Annotated in this window: 20 protein-coding genes; 16 read left to right on the forward strand and 4 right to left on the reverse strand. The window is 63.1% G+C overall.

Annotated elements, in window-relative coordinates:
- Nucleotides 1-122 precede the first annotated feature (122 nt).
- The 9 genes from WS95_RS09900 to WS95_RS09930 are packed head-to-tail and all read left to right on the forward strand — an operon-like array spanning nt 123 to nt 9,555.
- Nucleotides 123-827 (forward strand): virB8 family protein, encoded by a 705-nt coding sequence (locus tag WS95_RS09900; RefSeq protein WP_027782052.1) that lies wholly within the window; start codon nt 123-125, stop codon nt 825-827.
- The gene (locus WS95_RS33075) at nt 824-1,648 is read left to right on the forward strand and encodes a TrbG/VirB9 family P-type conjugative transfer protein (RefSeq protein ID WP_082746888.1); all 825 of its coding nucleotides are present in this window, start codon (nt 824-826) and stop codon (nt 1,646-1,648) included. Before WS95_RS09900 ends, WS95_RS33075 begins: the two co-directional genes overlap by 4 nt.
- Nucleotides 1,641-2,831 (forward strand): type IV secretion system protein VirB10, encoded by a 1,191-nt coding sequence (gene virB10 / locus WS95_RS09910; protein WP_059823613.1) that lies wholly within the window; start codon nt 1,641-1,643, stop codon nt 2,829-2,831. The genes WS95_RS33075 and virB10 overlap by 8 nt, the downstream gene beginning before the upstream one ends.
- Nucleotides 2,828-3,997, forward strand: a complete 1,170-nt coding sequence (virB11, locus tag WS95_RS09915) for a P-type DNA transfer ATPase VirB11 (protein ID WP_059823615.1) — start codon at nt 2,828-2,830, stop codon at nt 3,995-3,997. Before virB10 ends, virB11 begins: the two co-directional genes overlap by 4 nt.
- On the forward strand, nt 3,972-4,352 hold the full coding sequence (locus WS95_RS09920; protein ID WP_059823617.1) for a hypothetical protein: 381 nt from the start codon (nt 3,972-3,974) through the stop codon (nt 4,350-4,352). The genes virB11 and WS95_RS09920 overlap by 26 nt, the downstream gene beginning before the upstream one ends.
- Entirely contained in the window at nt 4,352-6,094 is a 1,743-nt protein-coding gene (locus tag WS95_RS09925; protein ID WP_082746889.1) for a type IV secretory system conjugative DNA transfer family protein, read from the forward strand. Before WS95_RS09920 ends, WS95_RS09925 begins: the two co-directional genes overlap by 1 nt.
- On the forward strand, nt 6,091-7,929 hold the full coding sequence (locus WS95_RS33080; protein WP_082746890.1) for a PriCT-2 domain-containing protein: 1,839 nt from the start codon (nt 6,091-6,093) through the stop codon (nt 7,927-7,929). The genes WS95_RS09925 and WS95_RS33080 overlap by 4 nt, the downstream gene beginning before the upstream one ends.
- Before the next feature lie 44 nt (nt 7,930-7,973).
- A complete protein-coding gene (locus tag WS95_RS33085; RefSeq protein WP_082746891.1) occupies nt 7,974-8,498 on the forward strand; it encodes a hypothetical protein in 525 nt (174 codons plus the stop codon).
- 1 nt (nt 8,499) lies between these two features.
- A complete protein-coding gene (locus WS95_RS09930; RefSeq protein WP_059823618.1) occupies nt 8,500-9,555 on the forward strand; it encodes a relaxase/mobilization nuclease domain-containing protein in 1,056 nt (351 codons plus the stop codon).
- Between the two features lie 811 nt (nt 9,556-10,366).
- Here WS95_RS09930 and WS95_RS35685 read toward each other — a convergent pair.
- Both WS95_RS35685 and WS95_RS35690 read right to left on the reverse strand, forming a co-directional pair.
- Entirely contained in the window at nt 10,367-10,546 is a 180-nt protein-coding gene (locus tag WS95_RS35685; protein WP_059823620.1) for a sodium/glutamate symporter, read from the reverse strand.
- A gap of 113 nt (nt 10,547-10,659) precedes the next feature.
- The gene (locus WS95_RS35690; RefSeq protein ID WP_257139692.1) at nt 10,660-10,785 is read right to left on the reverse strand and encodes a sodium/glutamate symporter; all 126 of its coding nucleotides are present in this window, start codon (nt 10,783-10,785) and stop codon (nt 10,660-10,662) included.
- Between the two features lie 470 nt (nt 10,786-11,255).
- On the opposite strand from WS95_RS35690, the gene WS95_RS09945 reads away from it, so the two are divergent.
- From WS95_RS09945 to WS95_RS09975, 7 genes are all read left to right on the forward strand, one after another.
- Entirely contained in the window at nt 11,256-11,780 is a 525-nt protein-coding gene (locus tag WS95_RS09945; protein WP_059823622.1) for a hypothetical protein, read from the forward strand.
- Between the two features lie 121 nt (nt 11,781-11,901).
- Nucleotides 11,902-13,311, forward strand: a complete 1,410-nt coding sequence (locus tag WS95_RS09950) for a circularly permuted type 2 ATP-grasp protein (protein ID WP_059823624.1) — start codon at nt 11,902-11,904, stop codon at nt 13,309-13,311.
- A gap of 61 nt (nt 13,312-13,372) precedes the next feature.
- Nucleotides 13,373-14,320, forward strand: coding sequence for an alpha-E domain-containing protein (locus tag WS95_RS09955; protein WP_059823625.1), 948 nt, complete (start codon nt 13,373-13,375; stop codon nt 14,318-14,320).
- Between the two features lie 12 nt (nt 14,321-14,332).
- Nucleotides 14,333-15,133 (forward strand): transglutaminase family protein, encoded by an 801-nt coding sequence (locus tag WS95_RS09960; protein ID WP_059823627.1) that lies wholly within the window; start codon nt 14,333-14,335, stop codon nt 15,131-15,133.
- Complete coding sequence (locus tag WS95_RS09965; protein WP_059823628.1) at nt 15,130-15,957, forward strand: peptidase; 828 nt, start codon at nt 15,130-15,132, stop codon at nt 15,955-15,957. The genes WS95_RS09960 and WS95_RS09965 overlap by 4 nt, the downstream gene beginning before the upstream one ends.
- A 251-nt stretch (nt 15,958-16,208) precedes the next feature.
- Nucleotides 16,209-16,877 (forward strand): MarC family protein, encoded by a 669-nt coding sequence (locus tag WS95_RS09970; protein WP_059823727.1) that lies wholly within the window; start codon nt 16,209-16,211, stop codon nt 16,875-16,877.
- Between the two features lie 340 nt (nt 16,878-17,217).
- A complete protein-coding gene (locus WS95_RS09975) occupies nt 17,218-18,231 on the forward strand; it encodes a hypothetical protein (RefSeq protein ID WP_257139694.1) in 1,014 nt (337 codons plus the stop codon).
- A 57-nt stretch (nt 18,232-18,288) separates the two neighbouring features.
- Here WS95_RS09975 and WS95_RS09980 read toward each other — a convergent pair whose 3' ends face one another.
- Together WS95_RS09980 and WS95_RS09985 are read right to left on the reverse strand one after the other, a co-directional pair.
- Nucleotides 18,289-18,507 (reverse strand): hypothetical protein, encoded by a 219-nt coding sequence (locus tag WS95_RS09980; RefSeq protein ID WP_059823632.1) that lies wholly within the window; start codon nt 18,505-18,507, stop codon nt 18,289-18,291.
- A gap of 326 nt (nt 18,508-18,833) precedes the next feature.
- Entirely contained in the window at nt 18,834-20,489 is a 1,656-nt protein-coding gene (locus tag WS95_RS09985; RefSeq protein WP_156444469.1) for an APC family permease, read from the reverse strand.
- Nucleotides 20,490-20,890: the final 401 nt, after the last annotated feature.

Raw genomic sequence — 20,890 nt, forward strand, 5'->3', positions numbered from 1 at the left:
CTGTCAGGGTGTGGCAGTGTGCCGCCCAAACCGGAGCTGCCCGATGGTTCTCATCGGGTGCCGGTCAATCAGCAGTCTCCTATTCCGCTCGGCAAAGTTGCGCCATCAGTTGGGGACTGCCCATGAAAGGCGCAGACGACTACCGACGCGCGCTCGACTTTGAGACGTCGCTCACGCATCTGCAGGCGCGCTCCGAACGCCGAGCATGGCAGGTGGCGGGCGCAGCCGTTGCCGTTGCAATGGGCTCCGTGGCCGCGCTTGCCGTGATGACGCCGTTTTACCGTGTGGTGCCGTTACCGATTGAGGTGGACAAGCTCACTGGTGAAGCGCAACTCATCGATGTGCTTGACGCAAAGCACATTCCACTGCGCGAGATACAAGACAGGCATTGGGTCGCGGTCTATGTCCGCTCGCGAGAGCGCTATGACTGGGGATTGCTGCAGATGGACTACGACCGTGTCCTCGAAATGAGCGACGAGTCGGTCGCACGCGCATATCGCCAAATCTACAGCGGACCTGACGCTTTAGATCAACGCCTAGGCGCATCGGTACAGTACCGTGTTCGAGTTGTGTCCACCACTCTGGTGCCTGACGAGCCCGGCCGTGCAGTCGTGCATATCGAACGCACGACTCTCAAGAATGGTATCGACAGTGGCGAGCCCGCACAACGTTTCGTGATTACGCTGGCTTTTACGTATCGTCCAGCTACGCTGATGCGCGAGCGTACGGCAATCGAAAACCCCTTTGGTTTCAAGGTCACTGCGTACAGTCGGGATGCCGAAGACATATCACCTGCTCAGGCGGCGGTTGCAGGGGGGACGCGATGAACGTGCTCGTATCCGCGACAGTTTTGCTAGCAAGCGTCGCGGCGCAATCCGTCGATGCTCATATCGTGCCGGAATGGACTCGTGATGCGCGGGTGCGCCAAGTACGCTTCGTGCCAGATGACGTGGTGCGCGTTGTCGCACAGCGCGGCTTTGCCACGCATATCGCGCTGGATCCGGGCGAACATATTCTTGTGGTCGCGCCAGGTGATCGTGACGGATGGCACGTCGTCGCCAACCGGGGCGATCACGACGTTTATCTGAAACCCAAGCTTGCGGCGCACGACACGAATCTCGTGGTTCGGACCGATCGACGCAGTTACAGTTTCGATCTTGTCGTGCTGCCGCTGCAAGCCCGCTCCGGTAATACGCGCGAAATGTACCGGGTAAGTTTTGTGTATCCCGACGCCAACGCAGCGAACGCTCGTATTGCGGCGCGCATGACGTGTCTGCAACAACGCCTTTCCCAACCTTCAATCGTGCGCAATACCGCTTATTCGATGCAGGTCATGCCACGTGCCGAAGACATTGCACCGTCTGCAGCGTGGGATGACGGTCGCTTCACATATATCCGAATTCCGAACAATCGCCGAATACCCGCTGTCTTTCGCGTTGAAGACGACGATAGTGAGCGCGTTGTGGACAAGCATATGGACCACGATGTGATCGTCGTTCATGAGCTGGCTCGGCGTCTCGTGTTGCGTCTAGGCGAGGAGACGGTCGGACTGTGGAACGACGCATTTGACGTTGACGGCGTAGCGCCTCGGCACGGTGTAACGGTCGATGGTGTGCGCCGTACTTTGCGGAGCAGCGAGGATGATTGATGAGACTTCGCGAAACGGTAGATCCCCTCACGACAATCTCGAGCCGCACCAAATCGACTTGTCAGGATCCAATTCGTTTACCGTCCTGGATCGCGGCTTACCCAGTCTAGATGGGCAGAACCGTCGCTCGATAGCCGGTTGGCTTATCCCACTCATGATTGTCATGCTCGCGCTAGCTGGCGCCGTGTGGACGGTTCATGGCGTGCTCAGCCGCCATGATGCTGCCGAGCGCGCTCGGCGCAACGCGGTTCGTGCTCAGGATACGCACGACAAGGTATTCGAGATCGATCCGGCGCTTACGGAAATTGCGGGGGCTGCAAGTGCGGGGCCTGCGCCATCGGTGGCTGTGTCAGCGCCACGCGCGGCCGTAGCCGTTGATCGCATCGGACCGGCACACAGCTATTACGATGCACCGTTGCTCGTCGTTGCCGCCCGTGAGAGTGAGCCTGGCAACATGAAGGAAGCAGCCTCCGGTGGGTCGGGAACGGTTCTGGCGCATGTGAGCGAGCAGACTGGTGGCGCCGATCAAGGAACGTTCTCGAGCCTGGCGCAGGCGCTGGTTCCGACGCGCACGCCGAAGGTGAAAGCCGCGTTTATCGGCAACCGCAGCTTGCTGCTCAGTCAGGGCACCCAGATCGACTGTGCGGGCGACACCGCGTTCGATTCGACACAGGCCGGCATTTCGACCTGCACGGTCACTCGCAATATTTATTCTGACGACGGGCGCGTTGTGCTCATCGAGCGCGGATCGCAAATCAATTGCGAATATCGTGCCAATCTCGCGCCCGGGCAAAAGCGCGTATTCGTTCTGTCGGCCAGAATCGTCACACCGCATGGCGTGATCGTACAAATCGACTCACCCGTGGCCGATGCGCTAGGTCGTATGGGCGTGGCCGGTGCACTCGACAATCACTGGGGCGAGCGTGTGGGCGCGGCGATGCTGCTCGGACTGAGCCAGGATGCAATCGGCTATCTGGCCACGCGCGGGGGCAACGCCAACGGCACGATCGTTTATCAGAGTACGCAGGCACAAGGCAACGACATGGCTACGCGCGTGCTCGATCAGACCATCAATATTGCGCCCACGCTCAAACAGAATCAGGGCGCGGAATTCACGATTGTTCTCGCGCGTGATCTTGATTTCAGTTCCGTCTACACCCTTGAACCGGAGGGCGTGCGATGAACGCTTATGCGCATATGCGATCGGTGGCGCCCGCTCCTCTAGCCGATGCACTATCCGTGTTGCCCGACGACGCGTCGGTGAGGGAGTTGATGCGTCCGTTTGCGCCGTTGCTTGAAGATGCAGAAGTCACCGAGCTCGTAATCAATCGCCCACAGCGCGTACTAACTGAAACTCGTCTAGGCTGGCAAGTGCACGAGCGCTTGGAGCTCGACTTCGAGCGGCTCATGGCGTTTTCCGTCGCGATTGCGACCCTGACGAATCAGGGCATTTCAGCCGAACGTCCATTGCTCTCAGCACTGCTGCCGGGCAACGCGCGCATTCAGATTGCTGTACCGCCGGCGGTTCCTCCAGGCTCGGTTTCGGTAACGATTAGGCGACCGTCTGCCGAGGGGAAGACGCTCGAGTGCTATCGCGACGAGGGGCTTTTTGAGACGACGCAGTGGCATCGCCCGAGCGACCTCGATACGGTGAAATCGGCCTTGCATGCAGCAGACCAGTTGCTCATCGAACGGCTTGATGCACGCGAGTTTGCGACTTTCTTTGAGCGCGCCGTGCAGGCGCGCAAGAACATCGTCGTTGTCGGTGACACTGGATCTGGCAAAACGAGCTTTATGCGCAGTTTGTGTCGATATTTGCCCTCGAACGAACGTATCGTGACGATCGAAGACGTGCGCGAACTATTCATCCAGCATCTGGAGAACTGCGTGCATCTTTTGTACAGCAAGGGCGAGCAGGGCCGTGCCCGCGTCACACCCGCCGACTTGATTGCCAGCGCCATGCGCATGCGACCCGATCGGGTATTGCTTGCCGAGTTGCGCGGCTCGGAAGCGTACGATTTTTTGAAGCTGCTGACGACTGGACACGCGGGGTCGATGACGAGCTTTCATGCCTCCAGTGCGCGCGTTGCCATCGAACGCTTCGCGTTAATGGCTAAAGAGCACCCGGAAGCCGCGGCGTGGGAAGTCGCATCGCTTAAGCGCTTGCTGTTTCTCACGATCGACGTGGTTGCGCACATGCAGGCGCAGGCGGTGCTCGACTCGCACGGCGCTCAGATCGGCAAACGCTGGGCGATGACTGAAGTGTGGTTCGATCCGCTGCGCAGCATCGGGCAGGTGGATAATCAGAGTGGAGGGAATCGTGATGCGACAGACACGTCCGATTTCTGACTGGCATTCGTTCTCGTGGCGCGCGACGATTGTCACGCTCTGCGTGGTCATCGGGATGTTGATGGGGCTTTGCGTTGCCGTGTGGTTAGCTACCTGCACGCTATACGTGAGCTTGCATCTCAATCCGTTTCGCGCGCATTGGTCGGCATGGGTCGATGCACTTCTGGCGTGGTCAGACGGCGGCCTGCCGAATATGGGTAGGCGTTTGGCCGGTGCGGGTTTCATCGGATTGGCCATTGCTTTTGGCAGTCCTGTGCTTGCCATCTACGTATGGCTTGAGCGGGCAGCGCGCCGGGCGCTTTACGGCGACGCGCGTTTTGCCACCGATGCGGATATTCGCAAGGCGGGATTGTGATGAGGCAGGGCTTGCTCACGCCACCAAACCCAGCGCTTGTCGTAGGCCGCTGGCGTAGTCGCTATCTGCGCTTTACGGGGCAGCAGTTCGTGTTGCTTGCGGCACCCGCGCGTTCGGGAAAGGGTGTTAGCGTCGTCGTGCCGAACCTGCTGAGCTATCCCGATTCTGTCGTGGTGCTCGACATTAAACAGGAGAATTTTCAGCTAACTGCCGGTTTTCGGCACGCACACGGGCACGCGGTATATCTCTTTAACCCCTTTGCGGAGGATGGCCGAACGCATCGGTATAACCCGCTATCCGTTATCGGCGACGGGGTGTTTCGTGTGGGCGACATCCTGGCCATTAGCCATGTGTTGTACCCGGCGGGTGGACACGACGAATTCTGGAAAGACCAGGCCCGCAATCTGTTCCTCGCGCTCGTACTGTTGCTGTGCGAATGGCGTGATGCTCGCCACGCGGAGGTGGCCGATGCGCCGGACTATCCGGTGACAATGGGTGAGGTACTACGCCAGTCCTCGGGAAACGGGATGCCGCTTAAGGTCTATTTGCAACGGGTGTTGGCGCGAGATCGACAGTGTTTGAGCCGAGCCTGTGTTGACGCGTTGAATCGCTTTCTCTCCAACGACGACAAGGTGCTGGCCAGCATCCTGGCGACATTTAATGCGCCCCTCACGATCTGGGCCAATCCGATCGTCGATGCGGCAACGAGTGCAAACGACTTCGATTTGAGAGACGTGAGAAAGCGCCGAATGTCCGTGTATCTCGGTGTAACGCCAGACCATCTGAGTGAAGCAGCACTGCTGATGAATCTGGTCTTCTCTCAGTTCGTGAATCTGAATACCAAGGAACTGCCGCAGAACAATCCCGATCTGAAATATCAGTGTCTCCTGTTGCTGGATGAGATGACATCAATCGGCAAAATTCAGATCCTCGCGCGAGCAGTGGCCTACATGGCCGGCTACGATCTGCGCTTGCTCTCGATTGTGCAATCTGTTTCCCAACTCGAATCGGTCTACGGCCGTGCCGACGCGAGAAGCATCGTGACGAATCATGCGATGCAGATCCTGTTTGCACCTCGCGAGCAGGTAGATGCCAACGCGTACTCGGAGATGCTGGGCACGCGTACGGCACATTCGCGCACAACGAGCCGCTCAGGGGGCATCTTCGCGGGCCGAGGTGGCACAAGTGAGAGCTTGTCCGAACAGCGCCGGCCGTTGATGTTGCCGCAGGAACTCAAAGAGCTCGGTCGTGACAAGGAGATCATCCTTCTTGAAAATACCCGACCGATTCTGGCCGATCGGATTTGCTACTGGCGTGATCCGGTCTTCACATCACGTCTGATGGACGCGCCCACGTTGCCGGCACTAGATATCGCCGGATTTACCGCCCAAATCGAGCACCGGGTAATGGACTTAGCAGACGACGAAGTCAATGCCCATACCTCGAGTCTTGCACACGTTTTACCTGATTATCTGGAAAGTGCTCAGGCATGGGGTCCGCCGGACTTGTCGCAACCGCTGGACGATATCAGTTGCGAGGACGTTGATGCATACGTGGGACAGCAATTTGCGTTGTTTAGCGCACCAACCGATGACACAGCGCGCGCTCGAGACCATTTGTCGGGTAACAAAGCCGGTACGGCCGGGGCTGCACCGACCAAAGGGCACTCGTGTCAAAGTGCACGCCGTACCCGGACATCTGCCCGTACCAGCGAGGTGTCTTCGGGTGGAGCAAACCCATGAACAGTCCCTTCGTGAGCGAGACAGAGCGGGTGCGTGCCGCTTTGTCCACGATCCCGGCCGACGACTATACGACCTGGGTCGACATGGCGTTTGCGGTGAAGCAAGGGTTTGGCGACGCGGGCTTCGATCTATGGGATGCATGGAGCCAAACGGCATCCAATTACGATGCGCGAGCCGCCCGCGTGACGTGGCGTTCGGCGAGCCAAAATGGGGGGAAGACGCTCGCGTCGCTGTTTTGGCTAGCCAATCGGCATGGGTTCGACCTTGCTGACTCACGTGTGTTTGGCAATCGTACGAGTTCCACCGCGACGCGTTCCGCCCCCATGGTCGACGGTGGGGCCGAACGCACGCGAAAAAGCCAGGCAAGACGAGCTGCCGTCGCGCGTGAGGCGCGAGCGATCTGGCGATGGGCGCGCCCACTCGCGCCCGACCACCCCTATCTGACGCGCAAGCGGATCCAGTCGGTGCCCGGGCTACGTGAGCTCGAAGCGGAGGAGTTGCACGTGTTGCTCGGCTACGTGCCGAAATGCACCGACGAGCCACTTTGTGGTCGCGTGTTGATCGTGCCGGTCCGTATTGGGGATCGAATCTCGACGCTCGAGCTGATTGATCGTGATGGACGTAAATCCGCACTGGCGGGTGGCGCAAAAGCTGGTGGCTGCTGGGAAGCCGTACCAAAGCAAAGTCTTGGCGAGGTACGCGTGCCGATCATGATCGCCGAAGGCGTGGCAACGGCTGTGTCGGCATGGCAAGCAACCGGATGGTACTCGCTTGCCGCCTTATCGAGCGGCAATTTGCTCAAGGTGGCACTTGCCTGGCGCGCGCGGTATCCGCAAGCCGACCTCGTTATTCTGGCTGACCTCGGTGCGGGCTACGCGCATGCCGTGCATGCGGCGCGCGATGCCCAAGCGAGATTGGTGGCTCCCCAGTTCAGGCAAGGCTCGCGTATCGGCAACCAGGTACCGACAGACTTCAACGATATGGCGGTGCTCAGCGGAATCGGCGCTCTTGGTGAGTTTTTACGAAGCGCTGTTCGTGGCAGCCCCATACCTGCACTGTTTGATGCAGGTATGGGCAATATGGTGGCAAACAGCATGTCATTTTACCTAGCGGGAGGTCAGGATATGGCGCGCGCGAGGGCAGATAAGGGTGCCGGTGCGACCGAGGCGGGACAACACACCACGCCGAACGGTTCAAGTGACGGGGAAACAGCGGTGCGAACGCCAGACAATGGGCACACGGCAAGACCTTCTGATGCGGGGATCGGCCTGCAGGGTGAGTCTGTGTCGAGCGAGAGCGCGGTCGAGTCATCGCGTCGGCCGCCCGGGGCGTTGCTTTATGGGCTCGACGTGGTGCCGGCGGAAGTCAAGGCGTTGGCCCAGCATCGGTTTGGTGTCGCGTTAAGGATGGCGACACCACGAGAACACGGCGGACCCTATCGAGGAGAAGTGTTCAATACCGAACATTATCTCGTTCAAGAGGTCGCGCCGCGAAGCGTGGTATTTCACGCCAAGACACAGATGACGTTTGTCTCGGACCGGCTGCGATGGATGAACGAAAATCATCGCTTAAACGGCGCGGATGTACAAATTGGCTACGACGGCGAACGAGCGAAAGTCTATCCGTGGGACCGCGCGCGCGATCAGCTCGAGCGTGCGGTGGCCTCGCTGAAAAAATCGGCGCGGGAAATGGGACTGGGCGAAGACATGGACGCGAAGCTCGACGCATTGCAGAGTGCATCATGGGAGCGTGTAAAAGCAGCGCGTGCGACTGCGCTCGCACAAGCGAAGACGCGCACGCAAGGTCGGGCCGACACCGATGACCCGCCACGGTAGTCGACGGCATGATGCTGCCTGCGATACCTGAAAGGTAGACGAACATGGGATCGAGAACTCGAACACGCGTTGCTGTTGAACTGGGTGCGCTCAAACCCATCTGGGCGGCCTGGTGTGCGCAGCGTGGCGTGCTACCGGGCGAAGGGTTGCGCCGACTCGTGGCCGAGACGGTAGGAATTACTGTCGAGCCGCCGGACATGGCGCGGTTGCTCGAACCGCTGAGCGAGCGCGAAGTACGAATCGGAGTGGGGCTCGCGCGTGCCGAACTGGAATGTGTCAAAGGACAGGCCTATCTGCACGGCTTTACGCCGAATCGATGGATTGCCGCATTGGTTCGGGCACACCTGACAAATCAACCACAGTTCGGAAACCGCGAACTAATGCTGCTCGCCGAGTCGAATCGACAACTCGCTGCAATTCGTACGCGACTGAACGAACTGGCGAGGCACACGGATGCTATCGAGCGCATGGTGGGATTCGATTGGGAGCAGCTTCGCGGCAAGATCGACGCGCACTTGCGCACAGTGGTGAAACATCTACAAAGTAATCTAGACCGATGGAGCCGCTGATATGCCGTTTCCTAAAGCCTATGTCGACTCGCTACTGGTCAATTGGGGAGATCGATTGTTCCCCGAGCCGCTGAGGCACTCACGCGCCCTCTATTTGTCGCACGGGTCGCTACCATGCGACGCACGGCGCGTACGTGAGCGGCTGGCTTTGACGCTTCGGCGCGCCCCCGAAGTTATGGTACGGATTACAAATCGCGCTTCGGGCGCCCAGGGCATGGGGGCGGTACGGCGCCACTTGCAATATATTTCGCGCCACGGCCGTGTCGAACTAGAGGATCAGGACGCACGTGTGATCGCCGGGGACGCCGCATTGCAAGATCTGTGCGAGGAATGGAAATGGGGCGGCTTGGGACTATCGGAACAGAGCCGACATCGTGAAACGTTCAATGTGATGCTGTCGATGCCGCCCGGTACGAGCGGCGAGGCGGTGCGCAATGCGGCCCGAGCGTTTGCGCGGGAGATTTTTGGAGATGGACGACCGTATGTGTTTGCCCAGCATGATGACGAAGCACATCCTCATGTGCATCTGTGCGTTCAGGTGCGCGGTCCTGACGGGCGGCGTCTGAATCCGCGCAGGCCGGATCTGCGGCACTGGCGAGACGAGTTTGCTCGACAGTTGCGCGAACAGGGCGTCGAGGCCAATGCGACACCGAGACTGGTACGCGGCCAGACGCAGCGCTTGCCGAAACAGGCCGTTGTTCGGATGGCCTCTCGCGGCGTTGCTCCGCGGTTTTACCAACCTATGATTAGCGAGAGGGCGCAACGCTCACTGTGGCGCGCGCATATCGAGTCATTGAGCGTCTGGCGCGAGCTTGCGCACGCATTGGCCAACTCTGTCGAGCCTGAAGACCGTGCCATGGCGATGCGCGTTGTGGAGTTCGTGCGGCGCATGCCGGTGCGGCGATTGGATCCCGAAGCGCTGCTGCGGGATAGCGCTGTCGCGCAATCGCGGCGCGCCCAATTGTCCGAACGGCAGCGCAGTCCGTATGCCCCGGAACGACAGCGGAGTAGGGGCGGTGAGCACCACGAGATCGATCCGCCATTGGAGAGGGATTGAGTCTCATCGCGATTTTGTCGATCGGCATCGTGCGAGCCACCGCCACCTCGTTCCCGATGCTACTGCTGATGCGTCGCGGAAGCACGCGCACGAGGGGCATGCACGAGTTCGCGCCGGTCCGCAGCCAGTTGCTTGATGGATATCCATCGTAGCGCCGGCATCGTGCCGAAGGCGATCGTACCTCCGTTGATTGTGCGCGGGCCAGATATACTCGACGGGCAATGAATTCACTCAATGAGGGTATCGTTCAACCGGCCTGCGACAAGGTTGAAAGCGCTCTGTTCCGGCGCGCGGCTTTGCCCGCAGTCTGGTACAGTCAATCGCCCCGCAGGCAAGCTAACCCGGGCCAACCCAACCATGAGGAGCGCGTCATGAGAAGGCACGATTCCCTGAGAGGCGATATCACGGAGTAGGCTCAGGGGGCTGATCGCCACAATCTAGCGAGGCCGGCCGCGAACGCGCACTGTGGGCGCACAGCCTGACGACGCAGCGTGTTGCAGACTTGTTTTGCTCGATGCTCGGGTTGCTTGGGCACTCGAGGCAGTTGCAAAACGAGGTCAGCGCGGGTCACCGCTACTTCTATGGCGTGCAGAACGGCAGCGCGAGGACCGAAGCAGGGAAGGCGCCAAGCCGCAGCATCGCGGTCGTTAGCGCCGCCGGGAAAGCCGCGTTCGACTTCCCCGCTGCAGCACTTGCTGCCTTACCGCTGACATGGGTCGGCTCAAGCTACAGCGCGTGTCGGGGCGCATGATGGTGTTCCTGCGTCGCTGAGCCGTTCGCCTCGCATCACCTGTAATCCCCCATAAACCGGCTACGCCAGAAACAGCTTGATGACGATCGCGTTCGTGATGTCGATGAAGAGCGCGCTGACTATCGGCACGATCAGGAACGCCATGTGCGAGCGGTCGACGCGCACGGTCACGGCCTGCGTGTTCGCGATCGCCGTGGGTGTCGCACGGAGTCGAAAGCGGCAATGCCCGGCGGCGAGCATCGCCGCGTCGTAGTTGCGGCCCCATCAAGCGGTACGTGACGAACACCGCGTAGGCGACCATCAGCACGGTCCGGGACGCGAGTAGCGCGAGAATCGGCAGTGCGAGACGCGAGTTACCACGGCGGCAGCGTCATCAGCAGTGCGAGGCTCACGTTGCCGAGCAACGACACCGCATGCTCAGACGACCGCCAGCCGAACAGCGACAACCCGTTGCTGAACACCACGCCGACAAACAGCAAGTATACGAGCGTCGGAAGCTTGAACGTCGTGCCGCGGATCAGCGTTCGATCGCCGTGCCACCCGATAGCGCGATGGCGAACAGCGCGATTGTGTTGATGAATGCGGAGGGCGTCATCGCCGCTGTTCCCTCGGGTGTTCGAGGCCGCCGGTGTCGCCGGAGGCCGTCCTGCGGCACATGTGGTTCGGCAAGCCCGGCGCGCGTGACACGAGCACCTGACCGAGAAAGAGGACGAGCGACGCTGCGACGAGCGTGCCGAAGGTGTCGACTTGCGCGATGGGTTCCGATCACGCGATTGACGGAGATTATCCAACAACGTTTCTCCAATGGGCAGGTTCGATCACCGGTCGTGATCGGGTCCCGGCGAAATCAGCCCAGTCCGATTTACTTGCCCGCGTACCGAACGCGATACTGGAATCGGTGAATTTCCATTCAAACGAGCGCGGTGCGGTTTGCCGAGGACGTACTCCTATGGACATCATGGGCTATCGACACATCATCGGGCGGTTGGCGACACGGGTCGCGCATCCGTTCGCAGGCGTGCGGCTCCAGTGCGGGCCGTGTGCCCGGCGCCCTGCCGTCGTGGTGGCGATGGCGGGATCGATGTTCGGGTCGATGTGCGTTGCGGCGCCTCACGCGCACGAGCTGCGGCGGCCGGCCGCGATCGGGATGCACGACGGCGCGAATACCCCGCACCCCGGTTTCATCGCGCGTCCGGCCGCCGCACCCGGCGGTGCGGCACCGGGCGGCTCCGACGAAGCGAGCCGAAAAGCACGCGAGTCCGCCACGCTGGCGGCGGCTCACGCCAAGGCGCGCTATCCGCGCAAGCCCGACGCGTCGTCCGACACGGCCAAGGCGCTCGGCATGACCGATGCCGAGTTGGCGTCGTGGCTCACCGATATCCGCCGGCAGGCATCGGCCCCGATCCTGCGACCGCAGCGACGCGGCGAGGCCGAGCTTCACCCGATGTATCCGGCACGCCCGACCGACTCCTGACGCCGTCGCGTATCCCACTTCCGACGATCGGCTGACCTGCCGGTCGTATTCCTCGCCTGTCCCCCGCGCACGCCGCGTCGTGCGGCGGCGACGGCACATCTAACCATAAACGGAGACCCGCATGCAGTTCTACGATGAAATGCATCTCGAAGGCGGCACTGTCCGGCGCCACTACGAAGCGTTCGATCGCTGGTTGAGCCAGCAGACCGACGACACGATGCGCCGCAAGCGCGCGGAAGCGGATCTGATGTTCCGGCGGGTTGGCATCACGTTCGCCGTCAACGACGACGAATCAGGCGGCGAGCGGCTAATCCCGTTCGACCAGATTCCGCGCATCGTGCCGATCGACGCGTGGCGCACGCTCGAAGCCGGCCTGCGGCAGCGTGTGCAGGCGTTGAACCGGTTCCTGCACGACGTCTACCACCGCGGCGACATCGTGCGCGCGGGGATCGTGCCGGCCGAGCAGATTTATGCGAACGCGCAGTACCGGCCGGAAATGCAGAACGTCGACGTGCCGCGTGACATTCGCGCGCACATTGCAGGCGTCGACCTCGTGCGAGCCGGCGACGACGGTGCGTTCTACGTACTCGAGGACAACCTGCGTGTGCCGTCGGGCGTGTCGTACATGCTGGAGAACCGCAAGATGATGATGCGGCTCTTTCCCGATCTGTTCGTGCGCAACCGCATCGCGCCCGTCGCGCATTATCCGGACCTGCTGCTCGACACGCTGCGCGCGAGCGCGCCGGACGGCGTCGACGACCCGGTGGTCGTCGTGATGACGCCGGGCATGTACAACGCCGCGTATTTCGAGCACACGTTCCTCGCGCAGCAGATGGGCGTCGAGCTCGTCGAGGGCAAGGACCTGTTCGTCGACGGCGGGCACGTGTACATGCGGACGACTCACGGGCCGAAGCGCGTCGACGTGATCTATCGCCGGCTCGACGATGATTTTCTCGATCCGCTCGCGTTCCGCAGCGATTCGGCGCTGGGCGTGCCGGGACTGCTCGGCGCGTATCGCGCGGGACGCGTGACGATCGCGAACGCGATCGGCACCGGCATCGCCGACGACAAGTCGATCTACCCGTTCGTGCCCGACATGATCGCGTTCTATCTCGGCGAGCAGCCGATCCTGAACAACGTGCCGACCTACCAGTGCCGCAAGCCCGACGATCTCGCGTACACGCTCGCGCATCTGCCTGAGCTCGTCGTCAAGGAAGTGCACGGCGCGGGCGGCTACGGGATGCTCGTCGGCCCGGCCGCGACCCGGGCCGAGATCGACGCGTTCCGCGCGCGGCTCGTCGCGCAGCCGGACAACTACATCGCGCAGCCGACGCTTGCGCTGTCCACCTGCCCGACCTTCGTCGAAGCCGGCATCGCGCCGCGCCACATCGACCTGCGTCCGTTCGTGCTGTCGGGCCGCACCGTGAAGATGGTCGCGGGCGGTCTCACGCGCGTCGCGCTGAAGGAGGGTTCGCTGGTGGTGAATTCGTCGCAGGGCGGCGGCACGAAGGACACGTGGGTCGCGGGCTGAACGCGACGCGCAGGCCCGCTCGACGGGGCGACGGCCGGAATCACAACACACAGGAGGCAGCATGCTGAGCCGCACCGCGGATCATATCTACTGGATGGCCCGCTATCTGGAGCGGGCGGAGAACACCGCGCGCATCGTCGACATCAACCTCAAGTCGCTGCTGCTGCCGCAGGGCGCCGAACGGCAGCGCCGCACGCTGCGCGCGCTGCTGCGCTCGGTCGAGCTCGAACCCGCGTTCGCGGCGAAACATGGCGAGCCCGCGCCGGAAACCGTCATCGCGTTTCTGGTCGCCGATCGCGACAACCCGTCGAGCATTTACGCGTGCCTGCGCAGCGCGCGGGAGAACGCGCGCGCGGTGCGCGGCCTGCTGACGACGGAGTGGTGGGAGACGATCAACCACACGTGGATCGAATGCGTCGAGCAGCTCGGATCGGATGCGCTCGCGTCGGATCCGCATGGGTTCCTCGAATGGGTGAAGGCGCGTGTGCACCTCGCGCGCGGCGTGTCGATCGGCACCGCGATGCGCGACGACGCCTACTACTTCTCGCGGCTCGGCACATTTCTCGAGCGTGCGGACAACGTCGCGCGGATGCTCGACGTGCGCTTTCTCGACATCGAACAGGCGACGGCCGACACCCCCGACGAGATCGACGAGTTCTATTACTGGACGTCGATTCTCACGTCGGTGTCGGGCATGGAGATCTATCACAAGGTCTATCGCGACGTCGTGACGCCGGAGCGCGTGGCCGAACTGCTGTTGCTGAACCCGGCGATGCCGCGCTCGCTGCGCGCGGCGATCGACGACTTCTGCATGACGCTCGACAAGCTGAAGAACGCCGCGTCGGCGGAGTGCGAACGCGAGGCCGGCCGGCTGCGGGCGGAGCTGCACTACGCGGATATCCGCAAGATCCGCGCGCAGGGGCTGCACGCGTTCCTGAACGAATTGCTCGAGCGTGTCTACGCGCTCGGCAACATGGTCTCGCGCGCCTTCATGATGTCCGCGAGCTGAATCGAGGTTTCCATGTATTTGACCATCCGACACGACACGATCTATCGCTATTCGGCGCCGCTCACCTATTCGATCCAGCAGATCCGGATGACGCCGCCCACGCTGCCGTCGCAGTACGTCGCGGGCTGGCGGATCGCCGCGCCCGGCGCGCTCGACGCGTCGAGCGATGCGTACGGCAACGCGCTGCATTCGCTGGTCGTCACGCGGGCGCTGACCGAGATCGCGCTGCACGCGCACGGCGCGATCGACACGCAACCGCTCGACGACGGCCGGCTCGGACTCGATCCGGGGCCGGTGCCGGTCGAGCACTACACATGCCCGACGCGGCTCACCGAGGCCGACGACGCGATCCGCGAACTCGCCGCGCCGCTCGGCGCGAGCGACGGGCCCGATGCGTTCGTCGCGCTGGCCGAGCGGATCGCGGGCACGGTTGCGTACCGGCAGGGCATCACGGCCGCGACGAGCACGGCGGCCGATGCGCTGGCGCTGCGCCACGGCGTATGCCAGGACCACGCGCATCTGATGCTCGCATGCTGTCGCGCCAGCGGCGTGCCCGCGCGTTACGTGAGCGGCTATTTCGATGCGGGCGACGTCGAGCATGCGGCGAGCCATGCATGGGTCGACGTATGGGTGCGCGAGATCGGCTGGGTGTCGATCGACGTCACGCATGCGCGCTTCGCGGGCGAGGCGTATTGCCGGGTCGCGACGGGACGCGACTACGAAGCAGCGGCGCCCGTGCGCGGCATGCGCATCGGCGGCGGCGAAGAGTCGCTCGACGTGAAGGTGGACGTGCAGGCAGGAGGCGCGCAATGACGTACTGTGTCGCGATGCGCGTGGACGAAGGGCTCGTGTTCCTGTCCGATTCGCGCACCAACGCGGGCATCGATCACGTGAGCACGTTCCGCAAGATGGTGCTGTTCGAGGTACCGGACGAGCAGGTCGTCGTGCTGCTGTCGTCCGGCAATCTCGCGATCACGCAGGCCGTGACGCAGCATCTGGCGTCGCAGCCGGAGACCGATCCGCAGTCGATCTGGCGCGTGCGCTCGATGCACGATGCGGCGCGGCTCGTCGGCGACGCGGTGCGGGCCGTCCACGCGCGCGACGCGCAATCGCTGCGCGAATTCGGCGTCGATTTCAACTGCAGCTTCATCGTCGGCGGGCAGGTGCGCGGGGAGGCGCCGCGACTGTTCCAGATCTATGCGGCCGGCAACTTCATCGAGGCGTCGACGCTGAGCCCGTATGTGCAGATCGGCGAAGCGAAGTACGGCAAGCCGATCATCGAGCGGATGCTGTGCGAGGCGATGTCGCTCGCGGACGCGACGAAGTGCGCGCTGATCTCGATGAACTCGACGATCCGCTCGAACGTGTCGGTCGGCTTGCCGGTCGATCTGCTGGTGTACGAGCGCGATACGCTGAGCGCGACCAAGTTCGCGACCTTCGACGAACACGATCCCTATTACGGGATGCTGAATACGACGTGGGCGCAGCGGCAGCGGGCGATGTTCGACGAGATTCCGAATTTGCCGTGGGCGGAGGTGGGCACGGTGGCGCCGCCGAAAGTGGCGCCGGGGCGGTCGGCGCTGCGGGACGGCGCGGAGGGCGACACGAGCACGATGTGCGCGCGAGGGGGCGAGTAGGCGGGCCGCTTTCCCGCGCGGTGCGGTGCCGTTCCATCCAGCGCGGCGATTCGCGGTTGGCATCCCGGCACCGCAAAATCAGACTCGACTGATTCCGATTCCCCTTTGTCTTCACGACAATTTCAGTTCCACGAGGCGCCGGGCATGGCCCCTGCCGCTTCGCGGAAACAATCTGCGATTGCGGCCGCTCCTGTCGAGCGGCCGTTTTTTTGCGTCATGTCACGCTACGTCAACGGAGAACCATGGTGACGATGTCGGTTGAACGACTGATTCCAGAAATCCTGTTCGGCTTCACGGGCCTGGTCGGCATCATCAATCCGATCGGCATGGCTTTCGTGTTTCTCGAGCGCACGCAGTCGCTGACGGAAGCCGAGCGCGCGCAACTGACGAAGAAGCTGGCGATCAACGTGTTCGGCACGCTGCTCGTGATCTTTTTCGTCGGCGCGCCGGTGCTGAACTTCTTCGGTATCTCGATGGAGGCGCTGCGGATCGGCGGCGGGTTCGCGGTGGCGGTCGCCGGCTGGTCGATGCTGAATGCGCCCGACGTGCCGGGCGGCTCCACGCCGGCGCAGGGCGGCGATCTGCAAAGCCTGATGTCGCGCGCGTTCTTTCCGCTGACGGTGCCGCTCACGATCGGACCCGGTTCAATCGCGGCCGGTATCGCGCTGCATGCGAACCGCTCGCGCGGCGTGGCCGACTATCTGATGTCGGGTGTGATTTCGGTGGCGGTCGCCGCGCTGGTCGCGCTCGCGATCTGGCAGATCTACAGCCGCGCGACGACGCTCGCCCGATATCTCGGCGCCGACGGGACGAAGGTTGCGATGCGCGTGTCCGCGTTCCTGCTGCTGTGCGTGGGCGTGCAGATCATGCTGACGGGCGTGTCGGAGTTCGTCCGTACGGTGGGAACGCAGGCGGGGTGAGCGTGCTGCAACCGTCATTCGCCGATATGGGTCGCACGGCAGCCGACGCCCGCCCTGGCGGCGTCGAACGTCCCGGTCGAACACAAGGCGATTCACGGCACCGATCGCCGCCGGACGGCTCCGATCGACACGGCCCGATAGGGAGCGCGGAGCCCGGCATGCGGGCGCGGGGCGATCAACCGCAACCCGGTGAAGATTAGGACTGGTCCGATTTAGTCGCGGCGAAGGAATGCCTAAAGTGGCGTTGGCCATGGAGTGGCGATCGCACGCGGGGCGAACGGCGACATCGTCACCGCACGGTATGCCGGACACATGGCCCGACGCACCGTTGCGGGCAGTCATGCAGCCGAACGCGGCGCGTCGCCGATGGCCGTCGATCGCGGACTGGATTGGTGCCGAACGACATGATCGCCAATCTCCGCGTTTTGGGCTGCATTCGTTCATCACAGCCGGGCCCACAGCGATTCACCGCTTACCTGCCGGGCGATACGGGAGTCTCGCCGTGTACTACAACATTTGCATCGTCCGGCCCGACGGCTACGCGCATTCGGGTGCATTCACGGAGCTCGCCGAAGTCATCGCTTACGGGCTGGAAGATCTTGGTCATGGCGTCAGCTTCAGCGAGAACGATATGATGGCGGGCGCGCGTAACATCCTGATCGGTTGCCATCTTGCCGATCCCGGGGCGACCGAGCACGTCCCGAACGACACGATCGTCGTCAATACCGAGCAACTCCATATCGACGAACAACCGTGGAACCAGAACATCTACCGCTGGACCGCTCGTTACGAGACGTGGGACTACAGCAAGCGGAACATCGCGAAGCTGCGCCATCTGGGCATCGGGAACGCACGCTACTTGAAACTTGGTTTCCATCCGAAGCTGCGTCGTATTGCACATGACGTAGAACAGGACATCGACGTGCTGTTCTACGGCACGATCGGGCCGCGGCGAGCGGCGATACTCGACGCGTTGCGGGCGCGCGGTCTGACAGTGGGTGTCGTGAGCGGCGTCTACGGCCATGCGCGCGATGCGTACATCGCGCGTGCCAAAGTCGTGCTGAACCTGCATCACTACGCGTCCCACATCTTCGAGATCGTGCGCGTGTTCTATCTGATGACGAACGGCAAGGCCGTAGTCGGCGAGGTGTCGCCGACCACGGCGGTCGACGACGACTATGCGGGCGGATTCCATGCGGCGTCATACGACGGGCTGGTCGACGCATGCGCCGAGCTGGTCCGGAATACTTCACGGCGTCGGCTGCTGGAGGCGGAGGCGCTCGGGACGATACGCCAGCATTCGCAGGCACGCGCGCTTGCGCCGCTGTTGAGACCGGAGTCTATGGCTGCGTAGCAGCGCGGACCCGGCGCACCCACCCGTATCCGGTACGGGTCCGTTCGGGTCGACGCGCTACGCCGGGTCGATCGTGAAATTCGCGAACGCGTAGTGCGCACGGCACGTCCACAGCGTGTCGCCGCCGTGATGGAACACCGCGACGCCGTCGCGCACGGTCATCCGCGCGCGCGGATACACGGCGCCGTGGCCGTTGACGGCCGCGGCGAGATCGTTGCGTTCCTTGCAGGCGGCCCAGTATTCGCCGTCTTGCAATGTCGTCTGTCGTGGGTTCATGTCGACTCCGAGCGAGATCGGTAAGGCGGTGGGGCGTACGCGCGCGACAGGCTCCGATGCGGACGCTCGACGCTCGCATATGGCAGCGTTATCGAGTTGCAGCAAGATCAGCGCCCTTCAAAGCGTGGCCGCGCCCACCGACCACCATCGAGCGCCCGCATCGAAGCCGTCGCAGGCGGACGGTGCGCGAGATCCGGAGTCGCGTGAGCGTTGCCCGATGAGGCGCGCTCAGCGCCGTCGATCCGGTACCGCGCAAAACAAGCTTATCGTCGAAGGCGCCGTCGGCCTATCGGACTGGGATGATTCGGCAGGTGGGCAATCGACGCTCAAAGCCCCCACGCAAGGTAGTGCGACACGCCGATCGTCAGCGCGGCTCCGATCAACGCCGCATACGGCATCGCATTCAGCCACCACGCGCGCTTCGGCACGTCGAGCGCCATGTCGCGCTGCATCTGCGCGGGGAAGCGGCCGCGGTCCTGCCAGTAGTGGCGATACAGGAACACCGGCACGATCAGCAGCATCGCGATCAACCCGTTGCGCAGCGTGCCTTCGCCTTGCAGGTTCGCGCCCGCGCCGACGTAGACGAGGTTCGCGTAGCCGCAGATCGCGCCCGCCGCCAGCAGCCACGTCGGGCAGCGGAACGGCCGATCCCAGCTGCCGCGATCCATCCGGTGAATCCAGCCCGATTGAAGGTTCAGGAATACGAACAGCATGTAGCAGACGTTCGAGATCGACAGCACCGTCATGTAGTCCGACATCATCAGCAGCACGAGGTTGAAGCCGAGGTCGGTCCACATCGCGCGGGTGGGCGAGCCGTGCTCGTTCACGTGCGACAGATACTTCGGCAGCCAGCCGTCGACCGACGCCTGGTACAGCGTGCGCGACGAGCCCATCATCGACGTCATCACGATCAGCAGGATCGACAGCATCAGCATCACGACGACCGCATTCGCGACCCATGCGCCGCCGCCGACGATCTTCGCCATCGCGGCCGCGACGCCGGTACCGTCGCCGATCGACGGATCGAGCATCGCCTGCGTGCCGAGCGCACCCTGGAACGCCATCGGCACGAGCGTCATCACGACCAGGCACAACGCACCCGACCAGAAGATCGCCTTCGCGGTATCGCGTCGCGGATCGCGGAATTCGCGCGTATAGCAGACGGCCGTCTCGAAACCGTACGACGCCCAGCCGGCCATGAACATCGCGCCGAGCGCCATCGTCACGCCCTGCCCGTTCCACGAGCCGAACGTCGCGGCCGTGAGGTTGCCCTGCGCGTCGTGACCGAGCGGCAGCAGCGGCAGCAGGTTCGACATCGGCACGTCGCCGGTGACGAACGGTACGATGCCGACGATCAAAAGCGGCGTGAGCGATGCAATGCCGAGAATGCGCTGCGTGCGTGCAGCCTTCGACGCGCCGCTGTGCTGAAGCTTGAACGTGATGAGGAGCAGAATCGTCGCGATGATGAACGTCGCGTTGATCCGCAATGACAGACCGGGCTTGATGAAACCGAGATCCGCAATCTTGAGCTGCCAGTGCAGCACCGCCGCATCGGCGGGAAAGAGACTCGTGAGCGCATAGCTCGCCGCGAGGCCGCAGCCGAGCGCGAGCATCGGCGACCACGCGAGCCAGTTGCACCACACGGACACCGGGGCAATCAGTTTGCTGTAGCGAACCCAGCCGATCGCGCCGTACACGGACGCGCCGCCCGATTTATGAGGAAATAGCCCCGAGATTTCCGCATAAGTCGCGCTTTGAATCAGCCCCATCGTGATCGCGGCGATCCAGATCGCCCACGCGGGATGACCGATCGTCGCGGACACGCCGCCGATCGTGAACAGCACGCCTGCCGGCACGCCGCTCGTGACCCAGAAACCGTCTTTCCAGGTCAGGCTGCGCTGCAGTGTCCGGCTTTCGGCGGCGGACGACGCCGGCAGACCGGCGGCGTCGGCGCTACGGGGAGGCAATCCTGTATCGCTCATCGAGAATGTCCTTGTTGATTCGGTCCGTCGGCGGGAGCGGGGCGACAGCACGAGCGCATGGCTGGATGAAGTCGGGCCTGGCCGGCGTAGCGCGCCGGTTCCGCCGCAAGGCGATGCCGGTGCCGACGGGTGAAATGCGTCGCGGACCGATTGGTGGCAGTGTTGCGGTCGACGCGTCGTACAGACGCGGCGGCAGCGGAAAGTGCGCGATGCGCGCTGCTTGCGCCGTGCGTCGGCGTGCGTGCACGGCGCGTGCCGCCACGGGTACTCGAACGTATTCCCGCGCCGAACGGCCATGGTCCCAACAATCGTCGGGCGCGACAATCGGACTGGTCGGATTCTGGCAGAGGCATCGGACGTCGCACGATGGCGTCGATCGGACCGGTCCGATTGCCGGCGTG

The sequence above is a fragment of the Burkholderia sp. MSMB1826 genome (assembly GCF_001526325.1).
In the GTDB taxonomy this organism is placed as follows: Bacteria; Pseudomonadota; Gammaproteobacteria; order Burkholderiales; family Burkholderiaceae; genus Burkholderia.

Coding starts and splice junctions, on each gene's coding strand:
- WS95_RS09920 (WP_059823617.1), top strand. CDS start 3,972: ATGCGACAGACACGTCCGATTTCTGACTGGCATTCGTTCTCGTGGCGC.
- virB10 (WP_059823613.1), top strand. CDS start 1,641: ATGATTGATGAGACTTCGCGAAACGGTAGATCCCCTCACGACAATCTC.
- WS95_RS09965 (WP_059823628.1), top strand. CDS start 15,130: ATGACGTACTGTGTCGCGATGCGCGTGGACGAAGGGCTCGTGTTCCTG.
- WS95_RS33075 (WP_082746888.1), top strand. CDS start 824: ATGAACGTGCTCGTATCCGCGACAGTTTTGCTAGCAAGCGTCGCGGCG.
- WS95_RS09900 (WP_027782052.1), top strand. CDS start 123: ATGAAAGGCGCAGACGACTACCGACGCGCGCTCGACTTTGAGACGTCG.
- WS95_RS09930 (WP_059823618.1), top strand. CDS start 8,500: ATGCCGTTTCCTAAAGCCTATGTCGACTCGCTACTGGTCAATTGGGGA.
- WS95_RS09970 (WP_059823727.1), top strand. CDS start 16,209: ATGTCGGTTGAACGACTGATTCCAGAAATCCTGTTCGGCTTCACGGGC.
- WS95_RS33085 (WP_082746891.1), top strand. CDS start 7,974: ATGGGATCGAGAACTCGAACACGCGTTGCTGTTGAACTGGGTGCGCTC.
- WS95_RS09945 (WP_059823622.1), top strand. CDS start 11,256: ATGGACATCATGGGCTATCGACACATCATCGGGCGGTTGGCGACACGG.
- WS95_RS09975 (WP_257139694.1), top strand. CDS start 17,218: ATGCAGCCGAACGCGGCGCGTCGCCGATGGCCGTCGATCGCGGACTGG.
- WS95_RS09960 (WP_059823627.1), top strand. CDS start 14,333: ATGTATTTGACCATCCGACACGACACGATCTATCGCTATTCGGCGCCG.
- virB11 (WP_059823615.1), top strand. CDS start 2,828: ATGAACGCTTATGCGCATATGCGATCGGTGGCGCCCGCTCCTCTAGCC.
- WS95_RS09925 (WP_082746889.1), top strand. CDS start 4,352: ATGAGGCAGGGCTTGCTCACGCCACCAAACCCAGCGCTTGTCGTAGGC.
- WS95_RS09955 (WP_059823625.1), top strand. CDS start 13,373: ATGCTGAGCCGCACCGCGGATCATATCTACTGGATGGCCCGCTATCTG.
- WS95_RS09980 (WP_059823632.1), bottom strand. CDS start 18,507: ATGAACCCACGACAGACGACATTGCAAGACGGCGAATACTGGGCCGCC.
- WS95_RS35685 (WP_059823620.1), bottom strand. CDS start 10,546: ATGCTCGCCGCCGGGCATTGCCGCTTTCGACTCCGTGCGACACCCACG.
- WS95_RS33080 (WP_082746890.1), top strand. CDS start 6,091: ATGAACAGTCCCTTCGTGAGCGAGACAGAGCGGGTGCGTGCCGCTTTG.
- WS95_RS09950 (WP_059823624.1), top strand. CDS start 11,902: ATGCAGTTCTACGATGAAATGCATCTCGAAGGCGGCACTGTCCGGCGC.
- WS95_RS09985 (WP_156444469.1), bottom strand. CDS start 20,489: ATGAGCGATACAGGATTGCCTCCCCGTAGCGCCGACGCCGCCGGTCTG.